The organism is Vibrio sp. T3Y01 (assembly GCF_013114525.1).
Lineage (GTDB): Bacteria > Pseudomonadota > Gammaproteobacteria > Enterobacterales > Vibrionaceae > Vibrio > Vibrio chagasii_B.
Genome location: NZ_VTXJ01000014.1, coordinates 36,693 through 59,371, shown reverse-complemented (window position 1 = coordinate 59,371; position 22,679 = coordinate 36,693). Strand labels below are relative to the sequence as shown.

The following is a 22,679-nucleotide window of genomic DNA, read 5'->3' as shown; positions in this document are numbered from 1 at the left end:
ATATTATTTGAGAGACTAAAAAGCCGAAGTGATCATTTAGATGACTTCGGCTTTCTTATACTTTTAGCGTTTAGTTAACCTAGCACTCTTCAAGCACGGGTAGGATACGGCTTAGCTTATCCAGCGTCTCTTGGTATTCAGACGCACAATCACTATCGAATACCACACCACCGCCAGCCCAAGCGTAAAGCGTATTGTTCTCCGCCACTAAAGTTCGGATGGTAATGCTGGTGTCCATTCTGCCGTTTCGGCTAATATAGCCAATGCTTCCACAATAAGCAGATCGTCTATGTGGCTCCAGTTCTTCGATGATCTGCATTGCACGAACTTTAGGTGCACCAGTAATAGAACCACCGGGGAAGCAAGCCCTCAGTAGATCTGTCGCTGAGTATTGATAATCAAGGTCGGCCCTTATTGTACTCACTAAGTGATGCACAGCAGGGAAGCTTTCAATATCGAACAATTTAGGGACATGAACCGTTCCTGGCTTTGCCACTCGACCGATATCATTACGAAGCAGGTCGACAATCATCAGGTTTTCAGCCTGGTCTTTATCCGCGCTCGCTAGGTCTTGTGCATTTGAGTCATCGATCACATGGTCATCAGAACGGGGGCGAGTACCTTTGATCGGTTTCGTTTCAATAACGTTATCTTTTAGCTCTAGGAAGCGTTCTGGTGAGACACTAATAATGGCACTGTTCGCCAAACGGATGAAACCAGAAAACGGAGCTGAGTTGTACTGCTCAAGTTTTTCGTAGGCCAACCATTCGCTACCTTGGTATTTGGCATTGAAGCGCTGAGCCAAGTTGATTTGGTAACAGTCACCAGACAACAGATATTCTTGAACGCTATCGAACTTATCTGCGTAGCTCTGCTCGCTCATGTTCGATTGCCACTGTGTCGTTAGGCTAAATTCTTCAACGCTAGGTTGAGCTTGTTGTTGAGATAACCAATCCCAGTGAGCTTCGATGTTTTGTCCAACCACACAGGCTGTTTTCAACTTGTGGTCAACCACAATTGCCCATTCATACAGACCCACCGCCATATCGGGTGCATCAATATCACGTGTTGAGGTAGCCGGAAGTATTTCCACTCGGCGGCCTAAATCGTAGCTAAAGTAGCCTAAGGCGCCACCGATGAACGGCAACTCAGAGTGCTCATTCGTGGCCGGTAACAATTGCTGCTGATAGTAGTTTAGCAGTTCGAAAGGATCGGAATCTGAAACCTCACACGTCTCTTTAACATTAATGGTGGTTTTTGCACCAATTGTTTCGAAGGTGGCGATGGGTTGAGCAACTAAAATGTCGTATCGACTATCAACGTGGCTTTCTGAAGCAGAGCGTAATAGCATTGCCCACGGCAGGTTTTCGATGTGAGAAAACAGCTGTTTAGCTAAAGTTGATTGATATTCAAGCGGCTTGATTTGGATAGCGCGAAATTCGTTGTTATTCATTTGTTTAATTTGTGACAAAGAGTTCGATCACTGCATGGCTTGTGAGAGGAAGCAAGAGTATCATAAATTGAAAATAAAATGGGTTCTTGATTAGGGCGTGTTGATCTTTCGAGCTGATTTTTGCAGCGAGTTGCTGGGCCTTTATACAAGGCAGAGGCGTCGACGTGTAGCTAGCCTACATGAGAGGCCGATAACGTAGTAGAAATGACCAGCAAACGCTGCCCGAAGGGTTCGGCTAAAAGCGTTTTACTCTTTGTTGAGGGAGATTTGCTTAGAGTGACTAGGCTACTTCCCCCTCGCCGCGATTAAAACGCTTTTATCTCGAACAAAATTGAACCACGAAAGGTCTACACGCCCTAGAACATTGTAATCCAAGTGGTTTAGTTTAAAGCTATGCAAGCGATTGCTAAAGCAACTAAATACAGCTCAACATTATAAAAAGCTAAACCTACTGATCTCATTTAGCGTTATTCGTTAAATAGTGAACCCACATGGAACTAGAACAATAAAGAGGCATGCAATGACGGTTATTCGTAAGCAAGATGTGATCAGCAGTGTCGCTGACGCACTTCAGTACATTTCTTATTATCACCCTTTAGACTTTGTCCAAGCCCTAGAAAAAGCGTACGAGAAAGAAGAGAGCCAAGCAGCTAAAGATGCGATCGCTCAGATTCTGATTAACTCACGTATGTCTGCGGAAGGTCACCGTCCTATCTGTCAGGATACTGGTATCGTTACTTGTTTCGTGAACATCGGTATGGATGTGAAGTGGGAAACGGATCTAACAGTACAACAAATGGTTGATGAAGGCGTTCGTCAAGCTTACAACAACCCAGATAACCCACTGCGTGCATCAGTCCTAATGGACCCTGCAGGTAAGCGTATTAATACTAAAGACAACACACCTGCGGTTGTTCACATTAATATGGTTCCGGGCAACAAAGTTGAAATTCAAATCGCGGCGAAAGGCGGCGGTTCTGAGAACAAAACTAAGATGGTTATGCTAAACCCTTCTGATGACATCGCAGAATGGGTAGAGAAAACGCTACCAACGATGGGTGCAGGTTGGTGTCCACCGGGTATGCTAGGCATAGGCATCGGCGGTACGGCTGAAAAAGCAGCGGTACTGGCGAAAGAGTCTCTGATGGAACACATCGATATCCAAGAGCTTATCGAGAAAGGTCCTGAGAACGCAGAAGAAGAGCTTCGTCTAGACATCTTCAACCGCGTAAACAAGCTGGGCATTGGCGCACAAGGTCTTGGTGGTCTAACTACCGTTGTTGATGTAAAGATCAAAACCGCACCAACACACGCAGCGTCTAAGCCAGTATGTTTAATCCCTAACTGTGCAGCAACGCGTCACGTGCACTTCACATTAGATGGCAGCGGCCCAGCAGAGCTAACGCCACCTAAGCTAGAAGAGTGGCCAGACATCACTTGGGAAGCGGGCGCAAACACACGCCGTGTGAACCTTGATGAAGTGACTAAAGAAGACGTTCAAGAGTGGAAGACGGGTGAAACGGTTCTTCTATCAGGCAAAATCCTAACGGGCCGTGATGCAGCGCATAAGCGTATTCAAGGCATGCTTGAAAGCGGTGAAGGTCTACCTGAAGGCGTCGACTTTAAAGGCAAGTTCATCTACTACGTTGGTCCTGTGGATGCAGTAGGCGACGAAGCGGTAGGTCCTGCGGGCCCAACAACGTCGACACGTATGGATAAGTTCACAGACATGATGCTAAACGAAACGGGCATCATGGGCATGATCGGTAAAGCGGAACGTGGTCCTGCTACGGTTGAATCAATCAAAGAGCATAAAGCGGTTTACTTGATGGCTGTAGGTGGCGCTGCTTACCTAGTAGCAAAAGCAATCAAGAAAGCACGTGTTGTTGCGTTTGAAGATCTTGGTATGGAAGCGATTTACGAGTTTGAAGTTGAAGACATGCCAGTAACGGTTGCGGTTGACTCAACGGGCGCAAACGCTCACCAGATCGGCCCTGACACGTGGAAAGTGAAAATTGCCGAAGCTGAAAAAGCTTAATCAACCGAAGTCAAAAAGTCGTAATTGATGCTGACCTCAGCGTTTGAATTGCAAGTTTTGACAGAAAGTTAAAGACAAAAGTGCAGCATTATCTGCACTTTTGTCTTATTATCAATGATATAGTGATAAACACATCGTTTGATATAAGAACATAGGAGAGAGGAATGCCTCGTTTTATTCAGATCCTACAAATTATCTTGGCAGTGGTGATTGGTAGTTTCATTGGTTACGATTTGATCTTGCACGGAATCAGCATCTTTAACGAAAAATACGTAACCATTACATGTGTATTGTGGTTGATTGCTGAGATAGCACTGTTTGTTATCTACAAGCTCATAGAAGACGATTAGTCTGCTATTCATTAAAGAATTTCAAAGCCCCTGATTATGAATGTAGTCAGGGGCTTTTATTCATCTAGCATTAAGAATGGGTATTGCATACTCACCACTATTAGCAAAAGAACAAGCAACAGCATACAAACTATCCCAACAGGGAAAGAACATAGGCTTGCCTCTCTATCATCATAACCAGCTTGCCTAAATATCACGGAGTCGTTCAAATGAAACACCTAACTCAAGAAATGAGTGACTTTATAAGCAGAGGAACGGATTCTCACATTAGAGTAGCGGTCACGGGTCTGTCTCGTGCAGGTAAAACAGCATTCATTACCTCGTTGGTTAACCAACTTCTTCATACCTCTACTCATAAGAATCTACCGCTTCTTGCATCAGCGAGAGATGGAAGAATTATTGGTGCAAAGCGCATCCCACAACACAACATGATGATTCCGCGTTTTTCTTATGACGAAGCGATGGAATCATTAAATGGTCAGCCACCAGAGTGGCCAGTACCAACACGTGATGTCAGTGAAATTCGCTTAGCCATCAAATATAAGCCTGCAAAAGGCGCGAAGAAGTTACTGAGTAAAAACAGTACCCTTTATCTCGATATTGTTGACTATCCGGGTGAATGGTTACTTGATTTACCGTTACTGGATATGGATTTTGAAACGTGGAGTCAATCTCAGTTTGCCGCATTAAAAGGTGACCGAGAAACTTACTCGCAAGAGTGGAGTGCAATGCTTGGCGACGTTGACCTATTGGCTGAAGCTGATGAGAAGAAACTGGTTAACATTGCGGATAGCTACACTCAGTACCTTCATACTTGTAAGAGCAATGGACTACATTGGGTGCAACCGGGGCGATTTGTATTACCTGGTGAACTTGAAGGCGCACCTGTGTTGCAGTTTTTCCCCTGCACCGCACCACAAGGTAAATTCTCGAAAACAAGTAACTATGCGGTGCTGAAAGCACGTTATGAAGAGTACCAACAGAAGGTTGTTAAAGCGTTCTACAAGAATCATTTCTCAACCTTCGACAGACAAATTGTGCTGGTGGATTGCTTGCAGCCACTCAATGCCGGCTATGACTCTTTCATGGATATGCGTGGTGCACTTGAACAGTTATTGAAGAGCTTTAAATATGGTCGAAGCAATATCTTGAGACGTTTGTTTGCTCCGAAGATCGATAAGATCCTGTTTGCTGCGACCAAGGCAGACCATGTAACACCAGATCAGCATCCAAACTTAGTGTCACTGCTGCAGCAGATGGTACACCCTGCTTGGCAACAGGCGGCGTTTGAGCATATCGATATGAGTTGCATGAGTATCGCATCTATTCAAGCGACCAGCGCAGGTTATATCTCGTCGGGCTCGGACAATGTGCCAGCGCTGCAAGGTGTTACTTTGGATAACGTTCCTCAGACTATGTATCCGGGTGAGGTGCCACGCAAACTGCCGAACAAGCAGTATTGGGAAACCAACCAGTTTGATTTCACGAGCTTTAGGCCAATGGAACAACACTCTGATGAGCCTTGTCAGCACCTAAGGGTTGATAAGGTCTTAGAGTATCTCATTGGCGATAAGTTAAAGTAATTGAGGCAATAAAAGATGAGTGAATTAAAAACAAAGCAGGTCTTTAATGAGCCGCTAAAGACCTCTTTTGATGACAACGATAATGCTTTTGGTAAACAAGGGGCGGGGGAAGCGTCTCCAGAATTAGGCGCCCAGCAGTTGTTTACGGAACAAGAGAAATTTGTACCTGTAGCACAACAGGTTGAGAGCGAGCTAGATGGTGAAGCCGAGCAACAACTGGAACAGATCATTCGTCCAAGTAAAAAGAGAAAGTGGTTAGGTTCTGGCTTACTGGTTGCTTTCGCGGGCTTAGTGGGCTGGCAGGCTATTGACTCTGTCATCACTGCGATTCAATCAGCAGATTGGCTCGCGCTCGGTTGGGTAGGTTTCATTGCGGCAATCGCTTCATTGGGCTTAGGAGCAATCGGCAAAGAGCTGTGGAAGCTACGCTCATTGAAAGATCACTTTAGCGTACAAGAGCAGAGTGAAGAGTTATTGCAAAGCCAAAGTGTCGGCAAAGGCAAAGCGTTCTGTGAAAACATCGCTAAGCAAGGCGGCATTATTGCTGAGTCTCCGGCGTTCGATAAGTGGAGAAACAGCATCAACCCAGCACACAGCGATGCCGAAGTGTTGGATATGTACGATGCGTTGGTTGTTGCACAGCAAGATAAAGTGGCAACTCAAATCGTGACTAAGTTCTCGACTGAATCGGCGGCTTTGGTGGCGGTGAGCCCATTGGCAGCGGCAGACATGCTGCTGGTGGCGTGGCGTAATTTCACCATGATCGACAAGTTAGCTGATGTGTATGGCATTGAACTTGGCTACTGGTCTCGCATCAAACTGTTCAAGTTGGTGTTAATCAACATGGCAGCTGCCGGCGCAAGTGAACTCGCGATTGATGCAAGCATGGACTTAGTTTCCATGGATCTGGCTGGTAAAGTCTCAGCGAGAGCTGGGCAGGGCTTGGGTGTTGGTATCCTGACTGCTCGATTGGGTCTAAAGGCCATGACACTGCTTCGCCCTATGCCTTGGCACAATGAACGCAAAGTAAAACTGGCCGACATGCGCAAAGCCGTCCTTTCTGAAATAAAGCGTATTACCCTTAAATAAAACGTACGTCTTTGAAACAAAATGTATGACATTGAGTGGTTTGCGAGCGAAGAGTAAACATATGTTTACTCTTCTTCTTGACTGAACTCAGACCTTAATTCACACTACTGTCAACTTATCCTGACACCTATAATAGGACTATTTGTGCGTCTTGAAGTATTGTGTGAAGACCGACTCGGCTTAACGCGTGAGTTGCTCGATATCTTGGCCTCAAAAAGCATTGATTTACGAGGAATCGAAATCGATGTTAAAGGCATTATTTACCTGAACTGCCCTGATATTGATTTTGATGCTTTTAGTGAACTTATGGCTGAAATTCGTCGAATTTCAGGTGTAAAGGATGTACGAAAAATACAATTCATGCCAAGCGAAAGGCACAACACTGAGCTGATCGCTTTGCTTGCTAACCTACCTGATCCCGTTATTGCGATTGACCTTAAAGGTTCAGTCGATATGGCAAACCACGCTGCACTCAACCTATTTGGCAAGCAAGAAGACGAAGTTATTGGCGAACCGCTCGCGTCCTTCGTACCTAGCTTTAACTTTGGTCGTTGGATCGAAGGTGAAGTTACACGCCACCGTGAAGTTGTTGTGTTGGACGGTTTAGACTTCTCTATTGAAATCCTACCTATCTATCTGGGTGGAGACGTCAACGAACCTGTGCTTGCGAGCGCGGTGATGACGATTCGTTCTTGCAACCAAGAGATGAATACGCCCGATGCGATTCCGGAACAGAACAACTTAGGCTTTGAGCATTTTGTTGGTGTTTCTAATCGCCATAAAGCGTTAATCAGCCAAGCTAAAAAACTGGCGATGCTTGATCAGCCTTTGCTGATTGAAGGCGATACAGGTACAGGTAAAGAGATGTTGGCGAAAGCGTGTCATAACCGTTCAAACCGCTCGTCTTTCCCATTCTTGATTCTGAGCTGTGCATCGATGCCTGATGACGTAGCAGAAACCGAGCTGTTTGGTCACGCTCCGGGTTCATTCAACCATGAACAAGGTCATAAAGGCATTTTCGAACAAGCTAATGGCGGTACTGTATTTTTAGATGAGATTGGCGAAATGAGCCCACATCTACAAATCAAACTGCTTCGCTTCCTACAAGATGGTTCATTCCGTCGTGTGGGCGAAGAAGAAGAGATGCACGCTGACGTTCGTATTATTGCGTCAACGCGTCACCGTCTTTCTGAACTTGCTGATTCTGGCTCGTTCCGTGAAGACTTGTTCTACCGTTTGAATGTACTGACTCTCTCTATTCCAGCATTGCGTGAACGTTCTAACGACGTAGCACCATTACTGGAACTGTTCGTAGCTAAATACGCGCAGCAGCTTGGTATGTTAAAGCCTAAGCTTACTCAAGAGTTAATCGACCAACTTGGTAATTACCAATGGCCGGGTAACATTCGTCAGTTAGACAACATGGTATTACGTGCGCTTACTGAGCTCGATTCAGACACGCTATCGGTTGAGCAGTTCCACTTGCCTCAGTTAGAAACCATGACAACAGGCATGGCGAACTTGAGCTTAGATGGTTCTCTGGATGAGATCATGAAAGACTATGAGTCTCAGATCTTGGAGAAGCTTTACCAGTCATTCCCATCAAGTCGTAAGTTAGCTAAGCGTTTGAACGTGTCTCATACCTCTATTGCGAATAAGCTTCGTGATTACGGTATCAGAAAGAACTGATCGAATAAGACCTAAATTATGGAAGATTTGAGCACACCAGAACGCATTTACAAGCGAGATGGAAATCTGATTCTACGTACCGCTGAGATAGACGATGCGACGATGATCAGTGAGTACTTTCAGGTGAATCGAGAGTATCTCAAACCTTGGGAACCGATTCGTGAAGATGCATTTTTTGAGAGAACAGGCTGGGCACAGCGCCTAATTAAGCTAAACGAGCTTCATAAAATGGGGCTCGGCTACTACTGTTTATTGATTAATGCCGATACTAACGAAATGTTAGGGACTATCTCGTTCAGTAATTTGTCTCGTTTCCCGTTCTATGCATGTAACGTAGGCTATTCACTTGCAGAGCAAGCTCAGGGCCATGGTTACATGCGCAGAGGTCTCAGTATGGCGAAAGACTACATGTTTGACGTGCAGAACATGCATCGCCTAATGGCGGGTTATATGCCTCACAATGAACGAAGTGCGGGCGTACTTGAGCATCTCGGTTTTGTACGTGAAGGTTTTGCTAAAGATTACCTACAAATTAACGGTAAATGGGAAGACCACATACTGACAGCGCTCGTGAATCCTAATTGGGAAGATAGACGCAACATATAGATAACGCAGTTTATAAGCTCACAAACGAGTAGTGATTTAAAAAGGCAGCGAATAGTAAGCGATGTAGCGTTGCTGCCTGTATTAAAAGAACATTGAGCCATGGTTGAACCATCGGCCTGAGAAGATATTTGAGGAATTTTGATGTCATACACAACTTTGGACGAATACCAAAGAAAATGGATTTTTACTCACCAATCGATGCCACTGCCGGCTGAGGATTTGGAAAAGATTAAGCCAATGACACAGGCAAGAGCGTCTCAGTTTTGGAAAGAGAACGTGAGTCCTCAAAGTCCAGATGCTGAGCGACTAAGCTCGCAAGATTGGCCTAGCAAGGCATCGAACTGGAAAGAAGAGATCAGCTGGATGGCACATTGGGAAGCCGATGAGCCGGAAATGCCAGAAGAGATCCTTAACTTTATTGACTGGCAAGATGACGTAACTGTTTATTTTTGTTATGAAAAATATAATGTTCTTGAAACCAAATGGGCCGTTTTCAAGAAGCATTGGAAGAACTTTTTGTTCTACGATGATGGTCCAATTCTGTTAGGCCGTCGTCGCTCTGAAGCGCTTTGGTTTGCGACTAATGGTACTGTGAAAATCGGTAACCGAGCATAAGCTGAAAACGAATTTTGAACGGTAGAAAAGCGAGCATAGTGCTCGCTTTTTTATTTTAGTTGAGCGTAACGTTTACTCATTTTGTTTTCGTACATTTGCTCATCTGTTAGTCGAATTAACTCTTCGATAGGTGGAATATTTGACGAGTAAATAAGTGAACCATGGCTAAAAGTTGCGTGGCAATCTATACCTAGTTTTTGGGAATGTTTGTTAAAGTCGGATTGAACTCGGCTTATTATCTTATTTAGGGAGTCTTCGGTGATGTCTCTACACAATAAGAGAAACTCATCTCCTCCAAGTCTTCCACAAATATCATCCTTACGAGTGTTACGTTGAAGTGAATGAGAGAAGGACTTTATATATTGGTCGCCAATATTATGTCCGAAGTTATCATTAACATACTTAAGTCCGTCGATATCAAAATAAACAGTTCCAATACTCACGCCATTTTCTATAGTGCTATCGATGAATTTGGGTGACTCGCTTAATATCGCTCTACGATTAAATACTTGAGTCAATTCGTCGTGATTAGACGTATACTTCAATTTGCGTACTCGTTCCGCAGTATGTACTTCTCTTTCTAATAGCGCGCGAATGCTCTCCATTAAATTTATTTGTATTGGTTTATAAGAGGTCTCTTTAGTATCTAGCGCACAAAGTGTTGCAAACATGCTGCCGTCCGATTGGAAGATCGGCAAGCCTAGGTAAGAGACGTAGCCCATCTGCGTGAGTTCGGGATTGTCGCTCCATTCCTCTTTACCAGACGCATTTTTTACATAAAGCATTACTCTGGTTTCCATCACTTTCTTGCAGTACAAATTGATGTCTCTGGGGATGATTTTGCCAGGGTTCGCTTTAACTCCTGGTGAAGAAGACATCGCAATGTTTTGGAATCCAACTTCAGACGTAAGAATAAGCCCAACAGCGGGAGCATTAAGCACTTCTGCTATGTTATTGAGCATGCTTTTCCATAAAGAGAGGTCCATTTCTTTCACTAGATCATTGATGGCATATTTAGAGCTGGATTGATAGATATTGGTAAATGGCATGAATGATCACCTTTTTGGAATGTCATACTGTTGACTCTAATGTCAAACTTCTGCCTTTGCAATCTGAAATAATGTATTTCCTTCCGTTTGTATTTTTAATAAGACAAAGGCATAACCCATAGGTGGTGTGTTTATAAAAACTATATAAAAAACGCTACGACCATATTTATTTCTTAATAAAAATAAGTGAACTCTATTTGTTTAAATAATGTGCTTATAAGGCGGTTTTCGATATGTAAATCACAATTTCACTATGGTTTAACCGGAAAGTATTGAATCAATAGGGGAGAGTCCTATATTGGGAAGTGTAGCCTTAGTGGAGGTGAAGTATTATGATTTGGGATACTCTCGAACGTGTAAATAAACTTCGCAAGGAAGCAATGGAGGATCCAGAATTCTTGGATTCAGCAAAAATGCATGAGGAATGGCTTTTGAGCGAAACTCATAATCAATCCAATAAAGGAGCAAAAGAAAAGAAACCAAAAAAACTGTCTGACATCTATGAGAATACAGACTTTACTATCAACCCAAACGGAACGAAACATTAAACAATGATTAACTGTAACACGGCTGAGGCTCTTAACCCGAAAGCTAAGTACCAACGACACACACCAGCCTTTAGCCACCAATAAAAAAGCCACTTTCAATGTATCGAAAGTGGCTTTTTCTTTTCTAGCTGCGTAGAAGTGATATCTGCATTCAGTCCTAGCTGTTGATTAGGCTTAAACCACTTGGCAAAGCATCACCAAACACACGCTTAGATTCGCTCTCGGACAGCTCAGTTACTTCGCTAACCAGCGTTAACCAAGACTCTGGAACCTTGCTCTGCTTTAGCTTCTCAATCACTTGATTACGGTAATCGTCAGAGATATCAAACTGTCGGTCGCCAGTCTTGCGACAAATCATCACTGCGGCAAAGGCAATCATCTGCTCTTTCTGCCAGTTCTGCTCAAGTAATTTTGGTAACCACTGCTCAGCTTGCTCTCTAGGAATCACACTGTGCTGGCTGCCATACAAAGGGGTTCTTGAAGCCAGTCGACCTAGCGCCCACCAATGCGCTTGTTCAAACTGGTTTTGATTGATCGCTTTGCTTAGGAACCAAGACGCAAGAAGCACTTTGTCTTCCACTTCGAGTTGCTCAAGGGATGCCGCCAATCTAACCATGGCTTCATAACCATTGTCTTGGGCATCTTTAGCACTCTTAGGGTTCTTCATTGCACCTGGGTGAAGGTACTTAGCAATGTCGGCCAAGATAGTCTCTTGTTGCTCTTGGTTTAAACCACCCGCAACACGACGCCAGAAGACCCACCAGTCAGTCCAACCTTGGTGATTCTTAAACTGGATGTTTTGTTGATAAAGGCCCCAAATTTGCTCGATACGCCATGAGTCCGTTGGATCACCAAAGCCCGGGCGCAGCGAGTAACCCGCTAAACGCAGCCAGTTCTTCTCGTGTGCCTCTGAGCGACGACGACGTTTGCGACCTAACGAGAAGCTATCGAATAGATGACGGAGGGTGGTGAAATCCCACTCATCGCGTTTACCGAGTCGTTTCTCAAGATCTTTAGACAGAGTCTTGATCTCTTTCGATTCTGCACTCTTCTTATTGCCGCTGTAGAGGCGAGAAATCAGCTCTTTACACTCATCCAATCTTGGATGAAGTTTAGAGTTATCGGATTCTTCACCTTGCTTGTTTCTGACTTCAAATTCTAACAACCAACGTTTCGAGTCATCTTCAGTACTCACGCACTCCATTTTCAGTGTGCCGACTTCGGTTAACTGACAAGCGAGCAGCACTTCAACACGCTCTTTTTGGTTAGCTTGAAGCTCTGCTGTACCTGAGCCTTCCAGCGTCGAGATGTAAGGTGGAAGAGGGGAGAATAGGTCAGGATCAACATCGACCATTACACCGTTTTGGATCGCAGTATCGTGAGCGATTTGATCGTGTGTTGAAGTCAGTAGGTTAAAACGAACCGGTTCGCCCAGCGTCAAAGAGAAACGACGGCTGTTCAAACGGATTTCTTGACCTTCTTCTGTACCTTTAGCAAGTAGACACAGCGCTTTACCCATCTTGTTCTTTTCTTGTAGATGTAAGAAATAAGAGCGAGCAGCACCACCACCGATTTTAAGTTGGGCACCGCGGCGTGCCTTACCAAACGCAACCGCGCCAAGGGCAACTGACCAATCTGGGTGAGGGTTATCTAATACTGTGATTGGAGCGCCGTTCCAGTTGCCTAGGAGCTGAGTAATACGCTCTGTAACAAGCTCACTGTTGAACACACCGCCGTTAAGCAGCACACCGACAGGGATAGCAGGTTTCGTGTCATCGAACTCAATAGAGTCAGAGTTTTCCAGTGCAGCTTTAGACACTTGTTGGTGTGTCGTCAGGAATTCTGCAACGTGTTTACTGACTGCAGGATCGGCAACGTAAGGCAGGCCGAATTCGACTACGGCGCTGCGACGCTTGTCTGGTGTTTCGGTAAACTCAGACAGTGGGAAGAAGCCTTCCAATGCGATTTGATGAACTTCTTGCTTGGTTAAGCCAATACTCTTAGTGCCGCCTAATAGCTTCGAACCGCTACCAAGCATTGTGATTTTGACGTCGTCAGGTGCATCAGCAGAAAGCAGGCTCTCTTTTGCGGCGCGGGTCTGTTGAATCAGTTTGGTGAGGCTAGAGGCATTCAGTTTTTTGTTTTGATTGAAGCGCTGCTCTGCAAGATGAGCGAGGGCCAAATCTAGATTATCACCACCTAGCATTAAGTGTTCGCCAACGCCAATACGGTCGAGTGCTAGTTCGCTATGGCCTTGCTTATCGGCATTGAACTGGGCTTCAATTAAGCTTAAGTCGGTAGTACCACCGCCGACATCACACACTAAGATCAATGGGATCTGTTGAAGCTCATCCGCCGCCGTTTGTTGGTGGCGCGCATACCAGTCGTAACAAACCGCTTGAGGCTCTTCGAGCAATAGAATCTTACCTAAGCCTGCAAGTTCTGCGGCTTCAAGTGTCAGCTTACGAGCTGTCTCATCGAATGATGCAGGAACCGTTACAACAACATCTTGGTCTTCAAGTTTGTTGCTTGGATTACGGTAGTTCCATGCTTGGCGAATGTGATTCAGGTAGCTCGCACTCGCGACAACTGGCGATACTTTATCGACATCTGCTGCGCCAGCCCAAGGGAGAATGTCTGAGCTACGATCCACCGCTTGGTGCGATAACCAACTCTTCGCACTCGATACTTGTCGACCTTCAACCTTAGCACCCAATTCACGCGCCCACTCACCGACGATAACATTCTTTATATCGCCTTCAACTGGGTTTGGTTCCCACGGCATAGTTAGGTCTGAAGGGGAGATTTGACCTTGTGCAGGGTGGTAACGAAACGATGGGAGTAGAGGCTTACGAACCACTTCACCAGGGCCGATAAGCTGATCGATTTCGAAAAGGGAAACGGGAGCGTGTTGTAGGTCGTCGTTAATTTCACAGTAGGCAACCACAGTGTTGGTTGTGCCTAAGTCAATGCCGACTAAAAAACGAGGAGTTGCCATACAAAACCTTATTCTTCCAGAGTGATGACCAGTGTGTTGATAGTTTTGGTCTTATTGTTGTTATTCGTATACGTCGTTCCTGAGAAACAGGTAGGACTGAATTGGGAGCGGTATTGATAAAATAACGGCACCCGCTAAGGTGCCGTTGATTCATTATGCTTCGTCGTTTGAGTCGTTGTTCGAATCTTCACGAACGTCGAACTCAACGTGCCATTTCTGACCATTATCAGTGGCAATCGCTTCTAGGTATAAAGTACCAAGCTCAGTAACGCGAGAAGCCAAAGTAACCGGAACTACTTCACCTTCGCGTCGGCCTTCAGAAACTGGCAGTGTTACTTGGATTTCAGGAAGCTCATCGAGCTCTTCTGGCGCCCAGTGATCAAGATGAGTACCAGCTTGATCTTCACGGCGAGTTGTTGAGCCGAAGAACTGGAAGTGAACTGGCTGACCAATCACTAGACCAAATTCTTGGCTAGGCACTTGAACGCTTGAGCCCTCTTCCATACCAAACGGTGCAACACACAGAGCTTCCATAGGAGGAGCCATACCTGGGATTGCAGGCATCGCGCTTTCAATACCTACATAGTAAGCAGAAGCGATACCACCGCGGATACGAACGCCTTGACCACGACGTACCGCGCCGTAGTAAGAAGCACCACTTGCAACCGCAAGGTCTAGGTCTAGGCCTGAAAGTTGTTTAGCAAATTCAGCGTCAGCATTGATCAACCACTCGTTGATTGTGTCTGAAAGACGATCAGCGAGTAGGTTAGATTTTAGAACACCACCGTTGAACAGGATTGCTGTTGGTTTGATGAAGTCAGCAGCAGGCGCTTCAGCACCTGGCATGCCCGGCATATTTGCAAACGGATTGAAATCTTGTTGAGCCGTTTCACCATTTCCAGAAAGCGCGTTCGCTTGCTTAGAAAGGAATGCGGCAATGTGACGAGTGATACCTGCATCTTGTGCGTAAGGCAGACCCATTTGAGTCAGTGCACCACGCGTTTTTTGTACCGGGTGATCAGTCACAGCAACTTTAGGGAAGAAGCCATCAACCAATGTTTGTTGTACTTCTTGCTGAGTCAGTTCTGTTTTTAGCGTCGCGCCAAGTAGCTTAGAGCCACGGCTAGGAACCACGATTGGCACAGCTTGAAGCTCTGCGTCGTTCAGTAGCGCTTCTTTTGCGTCACGACATGCGTGAGTCATCGCTTGAACTTGCCAAGGTGCCAGCTCTTTGCCTTCTTGTGCTAGCTTCATCTTCAAGCGGTAAGCCAGAGCCAAGTCCATGTTGTCGCCGCCAAGTAGGATGTGTTCACCTACAGCGATACGGTTCAGGCTCAGGTTGCCATCGTCTTGAGTCACTTCAACTAAAGAAAGGTCGGTAGTACCACCACCGATATCCACAACCAGTACGATGTCGCCAACGTCTACTTCGTCGCGCCACTTGTCGTTGCTGTTATCGATCCAGCTATAAAGCGCTGCTTGAGGCTCTTCTAAAAGCGTTAGATGAGTGAAACCAACATTACGTGCAGCTTCAGCTGTTAAATCACGAGCGGCAGGGTCAAACGAAGCAGGAACCGTGATTGTTACGTCTTGGTCTGCCAGTTTGTGTTCTGGGTTCGCGTGGTTCCAAGCCTCTTTAAGATGCTCAAGATAAAGCTCAGTTGTCTTAAGCGGAGATACTTTTTCTACTTCTTCTGGGCTACCTGCAGGAAGGAAAGCATCACGACGGTTTACACCACCGTGGCATAGCCAAGATTTCGCACTAGCGACCAAACGGATAGGGGTTTTAGAACCAAGGTTACGAGCAATCGCACCAACCAGTGCTTTTGGCTCAGAAGACCAAGGTAGAACACGTGATGCTTCGTTCATTTCGTGCTCGTGCGGTTGGTATAGGAACGAGCCAAGTTGGCTGCGAGTTTCTACTGTACCAGGAGCAGTAAGCTGAGGAATTGGCATTACCTCAACACGTGCATCTTCATTCGTTGTGTCGATGTAAGACAAAACGCAGTGTGTAGTACCTAAATCGATACCAACGCTGAATTTAGGAGCTTGCTGTTCTTGTGAATGTTCTTGGTGTTCCATTATAGCTCTACCTCTGCCGGTGCAATTACAGATGCATCGTAGTTTTCAGCAAGCTTAGGTAGGTTCATGTCAGTTGCTTTCCAGCCTTTGTGAACAAGTGTACCGTTGAATGGTGCGTTACCTGTTACGTTGCCTGTTAGGCGGATTTCTTGAGGGTTGAAACCTTCAGCTACTGTGATGCGAGTCTCTTCATCTTCGCTGCGGATATGAGCAAGCGTTACGTAGTCTGCTAGTACTTTTTGACCGCCCGTGTGAATAACACGTGCAGCTGCGCCAACTTCTTCGTCAGAGAACGAAGTCAGGTCTTCTTTTAGGAAGTCGATTAGTCGCGCTTCTTGTTGCATGATAGACAGTAGCTGCATTGCAGAATCTGTTGGTGCTGTTGCCAGCTTAGATTCAACTTCTATTACTTTTTCGATGACTTTCTCTACTTCAACAACTTTTTCTACTTCGACAATCTTTTCAACTGGCTTTTCAACTTCAACGATCTTTTCTACTGGTTTTTCTACGACTTTCTCAACCACTTTGGTTTTACGAGAAACGGCAATTAGCAGTAGTAAAACGCTTGATGCAGTAAGGCCTGCGTGAAGCATATCAAACGTCTGTGGGATTAGGTTCAAATCAACGATCATAGTGATTTTTCTCTTTAAATTGATTTAACGGTATATTCGTCGGTTTCATGGAATATACAGGTTGGAAAGAAACGCATTGGGACAAAACCAAAATGGTCGCTTTCAAGCTATAAATATGAATGGATACTAGCATATTCAAGGCTTAAGAGTGGTAATTTATGTTTTCAAACAAGTGGTTTTTGAGTGTGTTAGCTTGAAATTTAGTCGAGATTTGGTTGATTGTTAACCTGTGATGTAAGGGCGAAGTAAACTGTGCACGATTTATGTCATTTTTAGGACGAAAACTTAAATGGAGCATCATTCCCTTCCGTTATATACTTTTAGTTCATCGAAGCCTAATTGGAACCTTTATGCCACACACTACCGACCCACTAACAGGGTTGAAGAGACGGACGCTCCCACTGGTCGTATTTTCGGTCAGTTTTTTGATAACAGTGTTGTGTTTTATACTCGTCGCACTTAACCAAAATCGTGCTTTAAATATGAATTTGGACAGTTTTGCTAAACACCAAACACTGAGCTTGGAAGCGTTTATCGACAATGATGTGGCCTACATAGGTTCGGGTGCAAACTTCTTCTATTCGAATGATCCTGAAAATTGGGACAAGTTCGATCGATTCGCACAGCAAACCATTAACGGTTCAAAGAGCTTGATTGGCTTGCAGTGGATGCAGAAAGTTGCGGCAGATGAAATTGCCGAACATACCGCGAAAATGGAAGCAAAGTATCCGGCTTACCAGTTGTTCACTATCCCTAAACATGAAGAGAAAGCTTATGACTACATTCTAAATGGAGAGCCAGCTTATATCGCGACTGATATTTACCCAAATACCGAAGCCAATGACAAAGTGATTGGTTTCTACTCTTCTCGTGAACGTTTTAGACTGATCATCGAAAATATTAAACAGACGCGCCAAGCGAATATCTCGGACAAAGTACGCCTTATTCAAGATGGTCTAACTCAAGATACGCCTAAGGCAGGCATGCTGGTTTATCACCCTGTGTTTGAAGGCGAAAGTGATAACCTACTTGGTGTTGTGATTGGCGTGGTTCGCACAACTTACTACTTTGAGAACCTGTTAGCCTCTGCCGTCGGTGATATGGACGTGTACATTCGCGTTACGGATACCGGGTTTGAAGCTGAAGACTCCCCAATTCTATTTGAAACTCAAGGTTATGAGGGAGTAACAGGGCACCATATAACTAAGACAATCGAGTTGACCAACCGAAATTGGAAGATCGATTACAAGATAGATGCCTGCATCTCTTTTTATGGCTACCTAGTACTAACTGGAATTGCCTTAGTCGGAACAACCATCTCATTGTTGTTAGCGTACATCGTGAATATGCAGATCAGAGAAAAAGAGCGCCTGTACCGCATGCTAGACAAAAGAACGGAAGAGCTCCGATTCCTTGCGAACCACGATAGCTTAACTGAAATCTATAACCGACGAGCTTTCAATAAGATGTTTGATAGGGCGGTTAAGCGAAGTGAGTCATTTAGCTTGATTGGGTTTGATGTCGATAAGTTTAAAAGTATCAATGACAAGTTTGGTCACCCTGCTGGTGATGCTTTGCTTGTGCATGTCATCAAGTTGATTTCGGTAAACCTGAAAGAAGGGGATAACCTTTTCCGTTTGGGCGGAGATGAATTCTGTATTATTTCGAGCATCTCAAATCATGAAGCGCTAGACAGCTACTTACAATGCATACTAAATACAGTAAGTCACTCTCATTGTGAGCATAAAGGGCAACAGTTAAGCTGCACATTGAGTATTGGTGCCGCGATTCATACCAGTGAAGACACAGAAGAATTGCTGCAAAAAACAGACAGTATGCTTTATCAAAGTAAGTCAAATGGCCGAAATCGAGTCACAATTGCAGGCTAAGTGAGCACTTGATGCAACTGGGGTCGAGTTCTGTATTGGGCTCATGTACAATTTCACAAAATTTTTTACGAGAGAATTAGGCGACGTATGAATCACAATCGAGTGGTGTGTTTCGATTTGGAAATGTGCTGTTGGAGCGAAAATGGTGTAGGAACAACAGGCGAGATCATTGAAGTGGGTCTTGCTGAGATTGATCTAGCATCTGGAACCATCGTGAAACGAGCGCAATACTACGTTAAGCCAGAAAAAGACGAAGTCTCTCAGTTCTGTGCCGAGCTAACCGGCATTACTCCACGCAAAATCGAAAAGCAGGGTCGTCCGCTAGAGTCAGTCATCAAATCGATGATCAAGAACTTTGGTGGTCCAAACAAGATCTATGCTGCGTGGGGACGCGATGACCTGATTTTACACAAAGAGTGTCAAGAGAAAGGCATCGAGCCACCATTTAGCGAGTTCATCAACATTGCGACGCTTTATCGCGTGCAGAACCGTTTGAAAGACAAACGCATCGGCCATCGAGCGGCTCAAGAAGCAAAAGACATCGAGTGGGAAGGTCGCCAGCATTCTGGTTATGTTGATGCTTACAACCTTGCGAAGCTTGCTCTGACGATGCTTTAGCTATAAGCGAATATTAATTATTTACTTCGAAATATAAGAAAGCCACCTGGATAAGGTGGCTTTTTTACATCTTCCTGTGGGCTGTTATTACCATAGCGACTAAATAAATCATCATCGTTCGCGTATTAAGATATTTATTTCCCTAGCATTACCTTGAGCTTATCGCCTTTATCAAAGAAGTGATGCTTCAATGCCCCCAATATATATAATGTCACTAACGACATAAAAACTTTAATCGCAGTAGCGTGAATCAAAAACAGTAAAGAAAATACTTCTCTAGAGGTTGCACTATCGCTAAATACCCATGAGTACAAACTGAATACTGGCGTATCAATCAGTGCCATGCTTAAACCTGATATAGCGATAAAGGTCAATGTAACTGCTTGAACAAATTGAACTACTTTAGGCAAGGTGAACTTGCGTTTCTCTGGCTCTGGTTTAACTAACATTCTTGCAATTAATATATTGATGAGAATAAGGACAATTGAGCCGAGTATCTGATGAATTAAAATCGTTGGATACTTGTCTGAGAAAGGCAGAAGTCGGCTTGATATAAAACCGAGAGTTAACGTTAGCATTACCCCACTAAACATCCCCCAATGAAGAAAATCGACTTTATTAGCGAGGTTATTCTTTACTCTATTATCTGATCGTTTTTTGAACATTATGAGTTCCATTATTAGCGTGTGAAAAATCTATTATATTTCTCAAGGCTTTGTTATGGATGTGTTTGTCGAATGTTTAATATTAATAATCGAATAGCCATTTAATTAATATTAAATCGTTAGCTTGGCTCTTGATGAGTCTTTTATCTCTGTTAGCGTGTGCAACATCTAACCAACGGAGGTCCTATGAAGCGGTTTATTAAAAGTTCCATCGCATTGAGCTTATTAAGTATAAGTTCATTAGCGTTTGCACAGCCCGTTGTGCTTATCAACACATTTTCGGTAGATGCGAGTAAGCATGAAGAAACCTTAGCCTATTGGGAAAGTGCTAGGGGCGTGCTAGTCCAACAACCCGGTTATATCTCTACTACGTTACATCGAGCGTTAAGTACAGACGCCACTTACCTTTACGTAAACGTCGCAAACTGGGAAAGCCAAAAACACTTCATAGATGCTATCTCTGTAATGAGAGAGGAGCTACCTGCTCTTAATCTTGAAGGCGTTACTGCAAACCCTAACCTTTACGAAGTTATCCGAAATTAATAGAGAGTGTCCTGAATGAAATATGTACCACGACTGTTTTTAGTTATTTTTAGCTTTTTGTTCTCGGTTAATAGCTATTCAGCTGCCTATGGCGTATCGATTGCTTGGAAAACACAAGATGCTCAAGCTGTATTTGATGTGATGCCTCAACAGAAGAAAGCATTTGCTAACTTAATTGATGCTGGCTTAATTCACGATATGTTTGTTTCTGAAAGCTTTATTGGCGAAAAGCAGTTTCCAATAATTAAATTTGTAATGGAAGCCGATAGTGAAGAGGAAGTAAGACGTGTTATTGGAAATCTTCCTTTTCAATTTAAAGAGCTAGCTGAAATAACAGAAGTAAGAGACATCGGAAGTAAATGGTTAGATACTCAAGTTGCTTTTAAAAACTATGCGATTGAGTTGACTTGGAAAGAGCCTGAAGATCAAATGCTGGTAGATAAAATTATTAGTGTTGATTTACAAAAAGTGGTCGATTGGAGCACTCAAGGCGTGATTACTTCGGCTTATATAAAAAATCAATCTATTGCCGAGCCGAAGCCAAATCAGACAGCGATGATTCGACCAATATATTCTATCGCGGTATTGGCAAAGGATGAGCAACATGCTCTTGATATTGCTAATGAACTTAACGCGGTTAAATTAGGCTTCGCTAGCGTCAATGTCAGTGAATTGGGCTTTAAATTATCCCTGTGATTTTGAATTAATGTAAACCCTCGTGTTATTCTAAGGTGAGATTATTAACAGTGTTAGCTCACCTTATGAATAATAATAAATTACAAGAGTATGATTTGGTTATTGAATTTGATGACCGTACATTGATTAACCCGTCATTGAATAAAGTCGTGACATTGTCGCCATCAGAGTGTCTGCTTTTAAAGCATTTAATGGACAACTGCTCACAAACTTTAGGTCGTGAATTCCTTTTAACGCATTGTTGGCCGGGGCGCATTGTTACTAATAGCTCTCTGAATGTCGCAATCAAAAATGTTCGCAGTGCGCTCAAAGAAGTAGGGTCCGACTGCAAAGTGATTACGGTACAAAAGGAAGGCTATTGCTTTGTTGCTCCTGAGAATAGTACCGTACCTGATAGCTTTGTTGCACCTGATACCTTTGTTGCACCTGAGAGCTTTGTCGCATCTGATAGCAGTGTCGTATCTGAAAGCCTTATAGGATCAGAAAAATCAGCAGCATCAGAACACTTTGCCGAACAAGACAAAGACATACCGAAATCTGCCAGTTTGGGAGACAAGGAGGATTCTACTCGCTCGGAATTCACTGTGTTGGAGTCAAAATCAGCTTCTGATTTAAATGAATCAGCTGACACTTACGGGCTATCAGAGAATACTCAAGCACAAGGCAAGCATGCATCTTCTAAGTTTATGCCGCTTGTTAGCGGACTCGCGGTAAGTCTGTTTATAGTCATTATCCTGTCTTATCTTGGGTTGTTTATGGACAGAGCTTCCATCAAGGGTGTCGATGTATACCACGACAATGTCGAGTTAGAACCAGAGTTGGTGGAAGACTTAACCTCACTTGCTAAGCCTGGCGTAGAGGCGATCTATTTCCACCGTATGGGTATAGAGTGTGGTGGCATGCAAGTCGTGGTGTTAGACGAAAGTGGTTGGCACGACATTAGCGCAGATTTCAAATCTAGGCGCTGCTCACAAGGTCAGAAAGAGGCTGAAAAGGTAGAAGGAACTGCAGATGAAGCGTAACTTTTGGCTGCCGATTGTTGTAACCGTATTTGTGATCTTAGCGTTTGGCTTGGTCTCCGGAGTAGCGACCAAAGGTTCGTATCAGTTTGAAAGCCAGTACGATAATTATGGTCGGGAGGTTTTGACCCTTGAGCTAAAAAACGGACGCTCAAAAATGCGCTATGTTGGCTACGACCGAAACGGACGAGTCGTGCAAACCAAACAGTTGTTTGGTGTGTTTTTGCGTTGGGGTAATCACTATTATTTCTATCAGCTTGAACAGCACCAAGCCCACGGGAATCAAACCTTCAACGTTAAAAATCTGTTTATCAAGCACCATGACAACAAGCGTAGTGTTTTGATCTCCGATCAGCGAGGTGCGTACATTACGAAAGACGGTGCGATCTTAGAGCTCAATGGCATTCTTTACGGGAAGGCAATGCGTTGATTGTGATGCAGCACACTGAGGCGATTAGTGAGATCTGGTTGGTTGGAATGGGGTGTTACTAGTAATCTAAAGCAGCGTTGGGTTCAT

Annotated in this window: 20 protein-coding genes; 14 read left to right on the top strand and 6 right to left on the bottom strand. The window is 44.2% G+C overall.

Annotated elements, in window-relative coordinates; all coding sequences use genetic code 11:
* Positions 1 to 79: 79 nt before the first annotated feature.
* Positions 80 to 1,453, bottom strand: a complete 1,374-nt coding sequence (gene pabB, locus F0232_RS15780; RefSeq protein ID WP_061031622.1) for an aminodeoxychorismate synthase component I — start codon at positions 1,451 to 1,453, stop codon at positions 80 to 82.
* Between the two features lie 520 nt (positions 1,454 to 1,973).
* On the opposite strand from pabB, the gene F0232_RS15775 reads away from it, so the two are divergent.
* From F0232_RS15775 to F0232_RS15745, 7 genes are all read left to right on the top strand, one after another.
* Positions 1,974 to 3,491: a fumarate hydratase gene (locus tag F0232_RS15775; protein WP_004741550.1), complete on the top strand. Its 1,518-nt coding sequence runs from the start codon at positions 1,974 to 1,976 to the stop codon at positions 3,489 to 3,491.
* A gap of 164 nt (positions 3,492 to 3,655) precedes the next feature.
* Complete coding sequence (locus F0232_RS15770) at positions 3,656 to 3,841, top strand: hypothetical protein (RefSeq protein WP_008222261.1); 186 nt, start codon at positions 3,656 to 3,658, stop codon at positions 3,839 to 3,841.
* Positions 3,842 to 4,050: 209 nt separating this feature from the next.
* A complete protein-coding gene (locus F0232_RS15765; RefSeq protein WP_105059338.1) occupies positions 4,051 to 5,424 on the top strand; it encodes a YcjX family protein in 1,374 nt (457 codons plus the stop codon).
* 15 nt (positions 5,425 to 5,439) lie between these two features.
* Positions 5,440 to 6,513, top strand: coding sequence for a YcjF family protein (locus tag F0232_RS15760; RefSeq protein WP_105059339.1), 1,074 nt, complete (start codon positions 5,440 to 5,442; stop codon positions 6,511 to 6,513).
* 144 nt (positions 6,514 to 6,657) lie between these two features.
* Entirely contained in the window at positions 6,658 to 8,202 is a 1,545-nt protein-coding gene (gene tyrR / locus F0232_RS15755; RefSeq protein WP_102425570.1) for a transcriptional regulator TyrR, read from the top strand.
* Positions 8,203 to 8,220: 18 nt separating this feature from the next.
* Positions 8,221 to 8,808 (top strand): ribosomal protein S5-alanine N-acetyltransferase, encoded by a 588-nt coding sequence (gene rimJ / locus F0232_RS15750; protein ID WP_004741545.1) that lies wholly within the window; start codon positions 8,221 to 8,223, stop codon positions 8,806 to 8,808.
* A 141-nt stretch (positions 8,809 to 8,949) separates the two neighbouring features.
* Positions 8,950 to 9,423: a DUF2947 domain-containing protein gene (locus F0232_RS15745; protein WP_004741544.1), complete on the top strand. Its 474-nt coding sequence runs from the start codon at positions 8,950 to 8,952 to the stop codon at positions 9,421 to 9,423.
* A gap of 50 nt (positions 9,424 to 9,473) precedes the next feature.
* Here F0232_RS15745 and F0232_RS15740 read toward each other — a convergent pair whose 3' ends face one another.
* A complete protein-coding gene (locus tag F0232_RS15740) occupies positions 9,474 to 10,472 on the bottom strand; it encodes a sensor domain-containing diguanylate cyclase (RefSeq protein ID WP_105059340.1) in 999 nt (332 codons plus the stop codon).
* A gap of 332 nt (positions 10,473 to 10,804) precedes the next feature.
* Here F0232_RS15740 and F0232_RS15735 point away from each other — a divergent pair, with 332 nt between their 5' ends.
* Positions 10,805 to 11,020 (top strand): hypothetical protein, encoded by a 216-nt coding sequence (locus tag F0232_RS15735; RefSeq protein ID WP_105059341.1) that lies wholly within the window; start codon positions 10,805 to 10,807, stop codon positions 11,018 to 11,020.
* A 157-nt stretch (positions 11,021 to 11,177) separates the two neighbouring features.
* On the opposite strand, the gene F0232_RS15730 is transcribed toward F0232_RS15735, so the two are convergent.
* The 3 genes from F0232_RS15730 to F0232_RS15720 form a co-directional block, all read right to left on the bottom strand.
* A complete protein-coding gene (locus F0232_RS15730; RefSeq protein ID WP_105059342.1) occupies positions 11,178 to 14,018 on the bottom strand; it encodes an Hsp70 family protein in 2,841 nt (946 codons plus the stop codon).
* A 153-nt stretch (positions 14,019 to 14,171) separates the two neighbouring features.
* Complete coding sequence (locus F0232_RS15725) at positions 14,172 to 16,100, bottom strand: Hsp70 family protein (RefSeq protein ID WP_105059343.1); 1,929 nt, start codon at positions 16,098 to 16,100, stop codon at positions 14,172 to 14,174.
* The gene (locus F0232_RS15720; RefSeq protein WP_105059344.1) at positions 16,100 to 16,732 is read right to left on the bottom strand and encodes a DUF2760 domain-containing protein; all 633 of its coding nucleotides are present in this window, start codon (positions 16,730 to 16,732) and stop codon (positions 16,100 to 16,102) included. The genes F0232_RS15725 and F0232_RS15720 overlap by 1 nt, the downstream gene beginning before the upstream one ends.
* A gap of 350 nt (positions 16,733 to 17,082) precedes the next feature.
* Here F0232_RS15720 and F0232_RS15715 point away from each other — a divergent pair, with 350 nt between their 5' ends.
* Both F0232_RS15715 and F0232_RS15710 read left to right on the top strand, forming a co-directional pair.
* Positions 17,083 to 18,621, top strand: coding sequence for a sensor domain-containing diguanylate cyclase (locus F0232_RS15715; RefSeq protein WP_105059345.1), 1,539 nt, complete (start codon positions 17,083 to 17,085; stop codon positions 18,619 to 18,621).
* An 87-nt stretch (positions 18,622 to 18,708) separates the two neighbouring features.
* Positions 18,709 to 19,239 (top strand): 3'-5' exonuclease, encoded by a 531-nt coding sequence (locus F0232_RS15710; RefSeq protein ID WP_061031613.1) that lies wholly within the window; start codon positions 18,709 to 18,711, stop codon positions 19,237 to 19,239.
* Between the two features lie 134 nt (positions 19,240 to 19,373).
* On the opposite strand, the gene F0232_RS15705 is transcribed toward F0232_RS15710, so the two are convergent.
* On the bottom strand, positions 19,374 to 19,904 hold the full coding sequence (locus F0232_RS15705; RefSeq protein ID WP_105059346.1) for a cytochrome b/b6 domain-containing protein: 531 nt from the start codon (positions 19,902 to 19,904) through the stop codon (positions 19,374 to 19,376).
* Between the two features lie 186 nt (positions 19,905 to 20,090).
* Between F0232_RS15705 and F0232_RS15700 the strand changes: the two genes are divergently transcribed.
* The 4 genes from F0232_RS15700 (at position 20,091) to F0232_RS15685 (ending at position 22,592) form a co-directional block, all read left to right on the top strand.
* A complete protein-coding gene (locus F0232_RS15700) occupies positions 20,091 to 20,447 on the top strand; it encodes an antibiotic biosynthesis monooxygenase (protein WP_105059347.1) in 357 nt (118 codons plus the stop codon).
* Positions 20,448 to 20,462: 15 nt separating this feature from the next.
* Positions 20,463 to 21,143: a hypothetical protein gene (locus tag F0232_RS15695; RefSeq protein ID WP_105059348.1), complete on the top strand. Its 681-nt coding sequence runs from the start codon at positions 20,463 to 20,465 to the stop codon at positions 21,141 to 21,143.
* Positions 21,144 to 21,208: 65 nt separating this feature from the next.
* Positions 21,209 to 22,165, top strand: coding sequence for a winged helix-turn-helix domain-containing protein (locus tag F0232_RS15690; protein WP_105059349.1), 957 nt, complete (start codon positions 21,209 to 21,211; stop codon positions 22,163 to 22,165).
* Positions 22,155 to 22,592 (top strand): hypothetical protein, encoded by a 438-nt coding sequence (locus F0232_RS15685; protein ID WP_102426187.1) that lies wholly within the window; start codon positions 22,155 to 22,157, stop codon positions 22,590 to 22,592. Before F0232_RS15690 ends, F0232_RS15685 begins: the two co-directional genes overlap by 11 nt.
* Positions 22,593 to 22,679 lie beyond the last annotated feature (87 nt).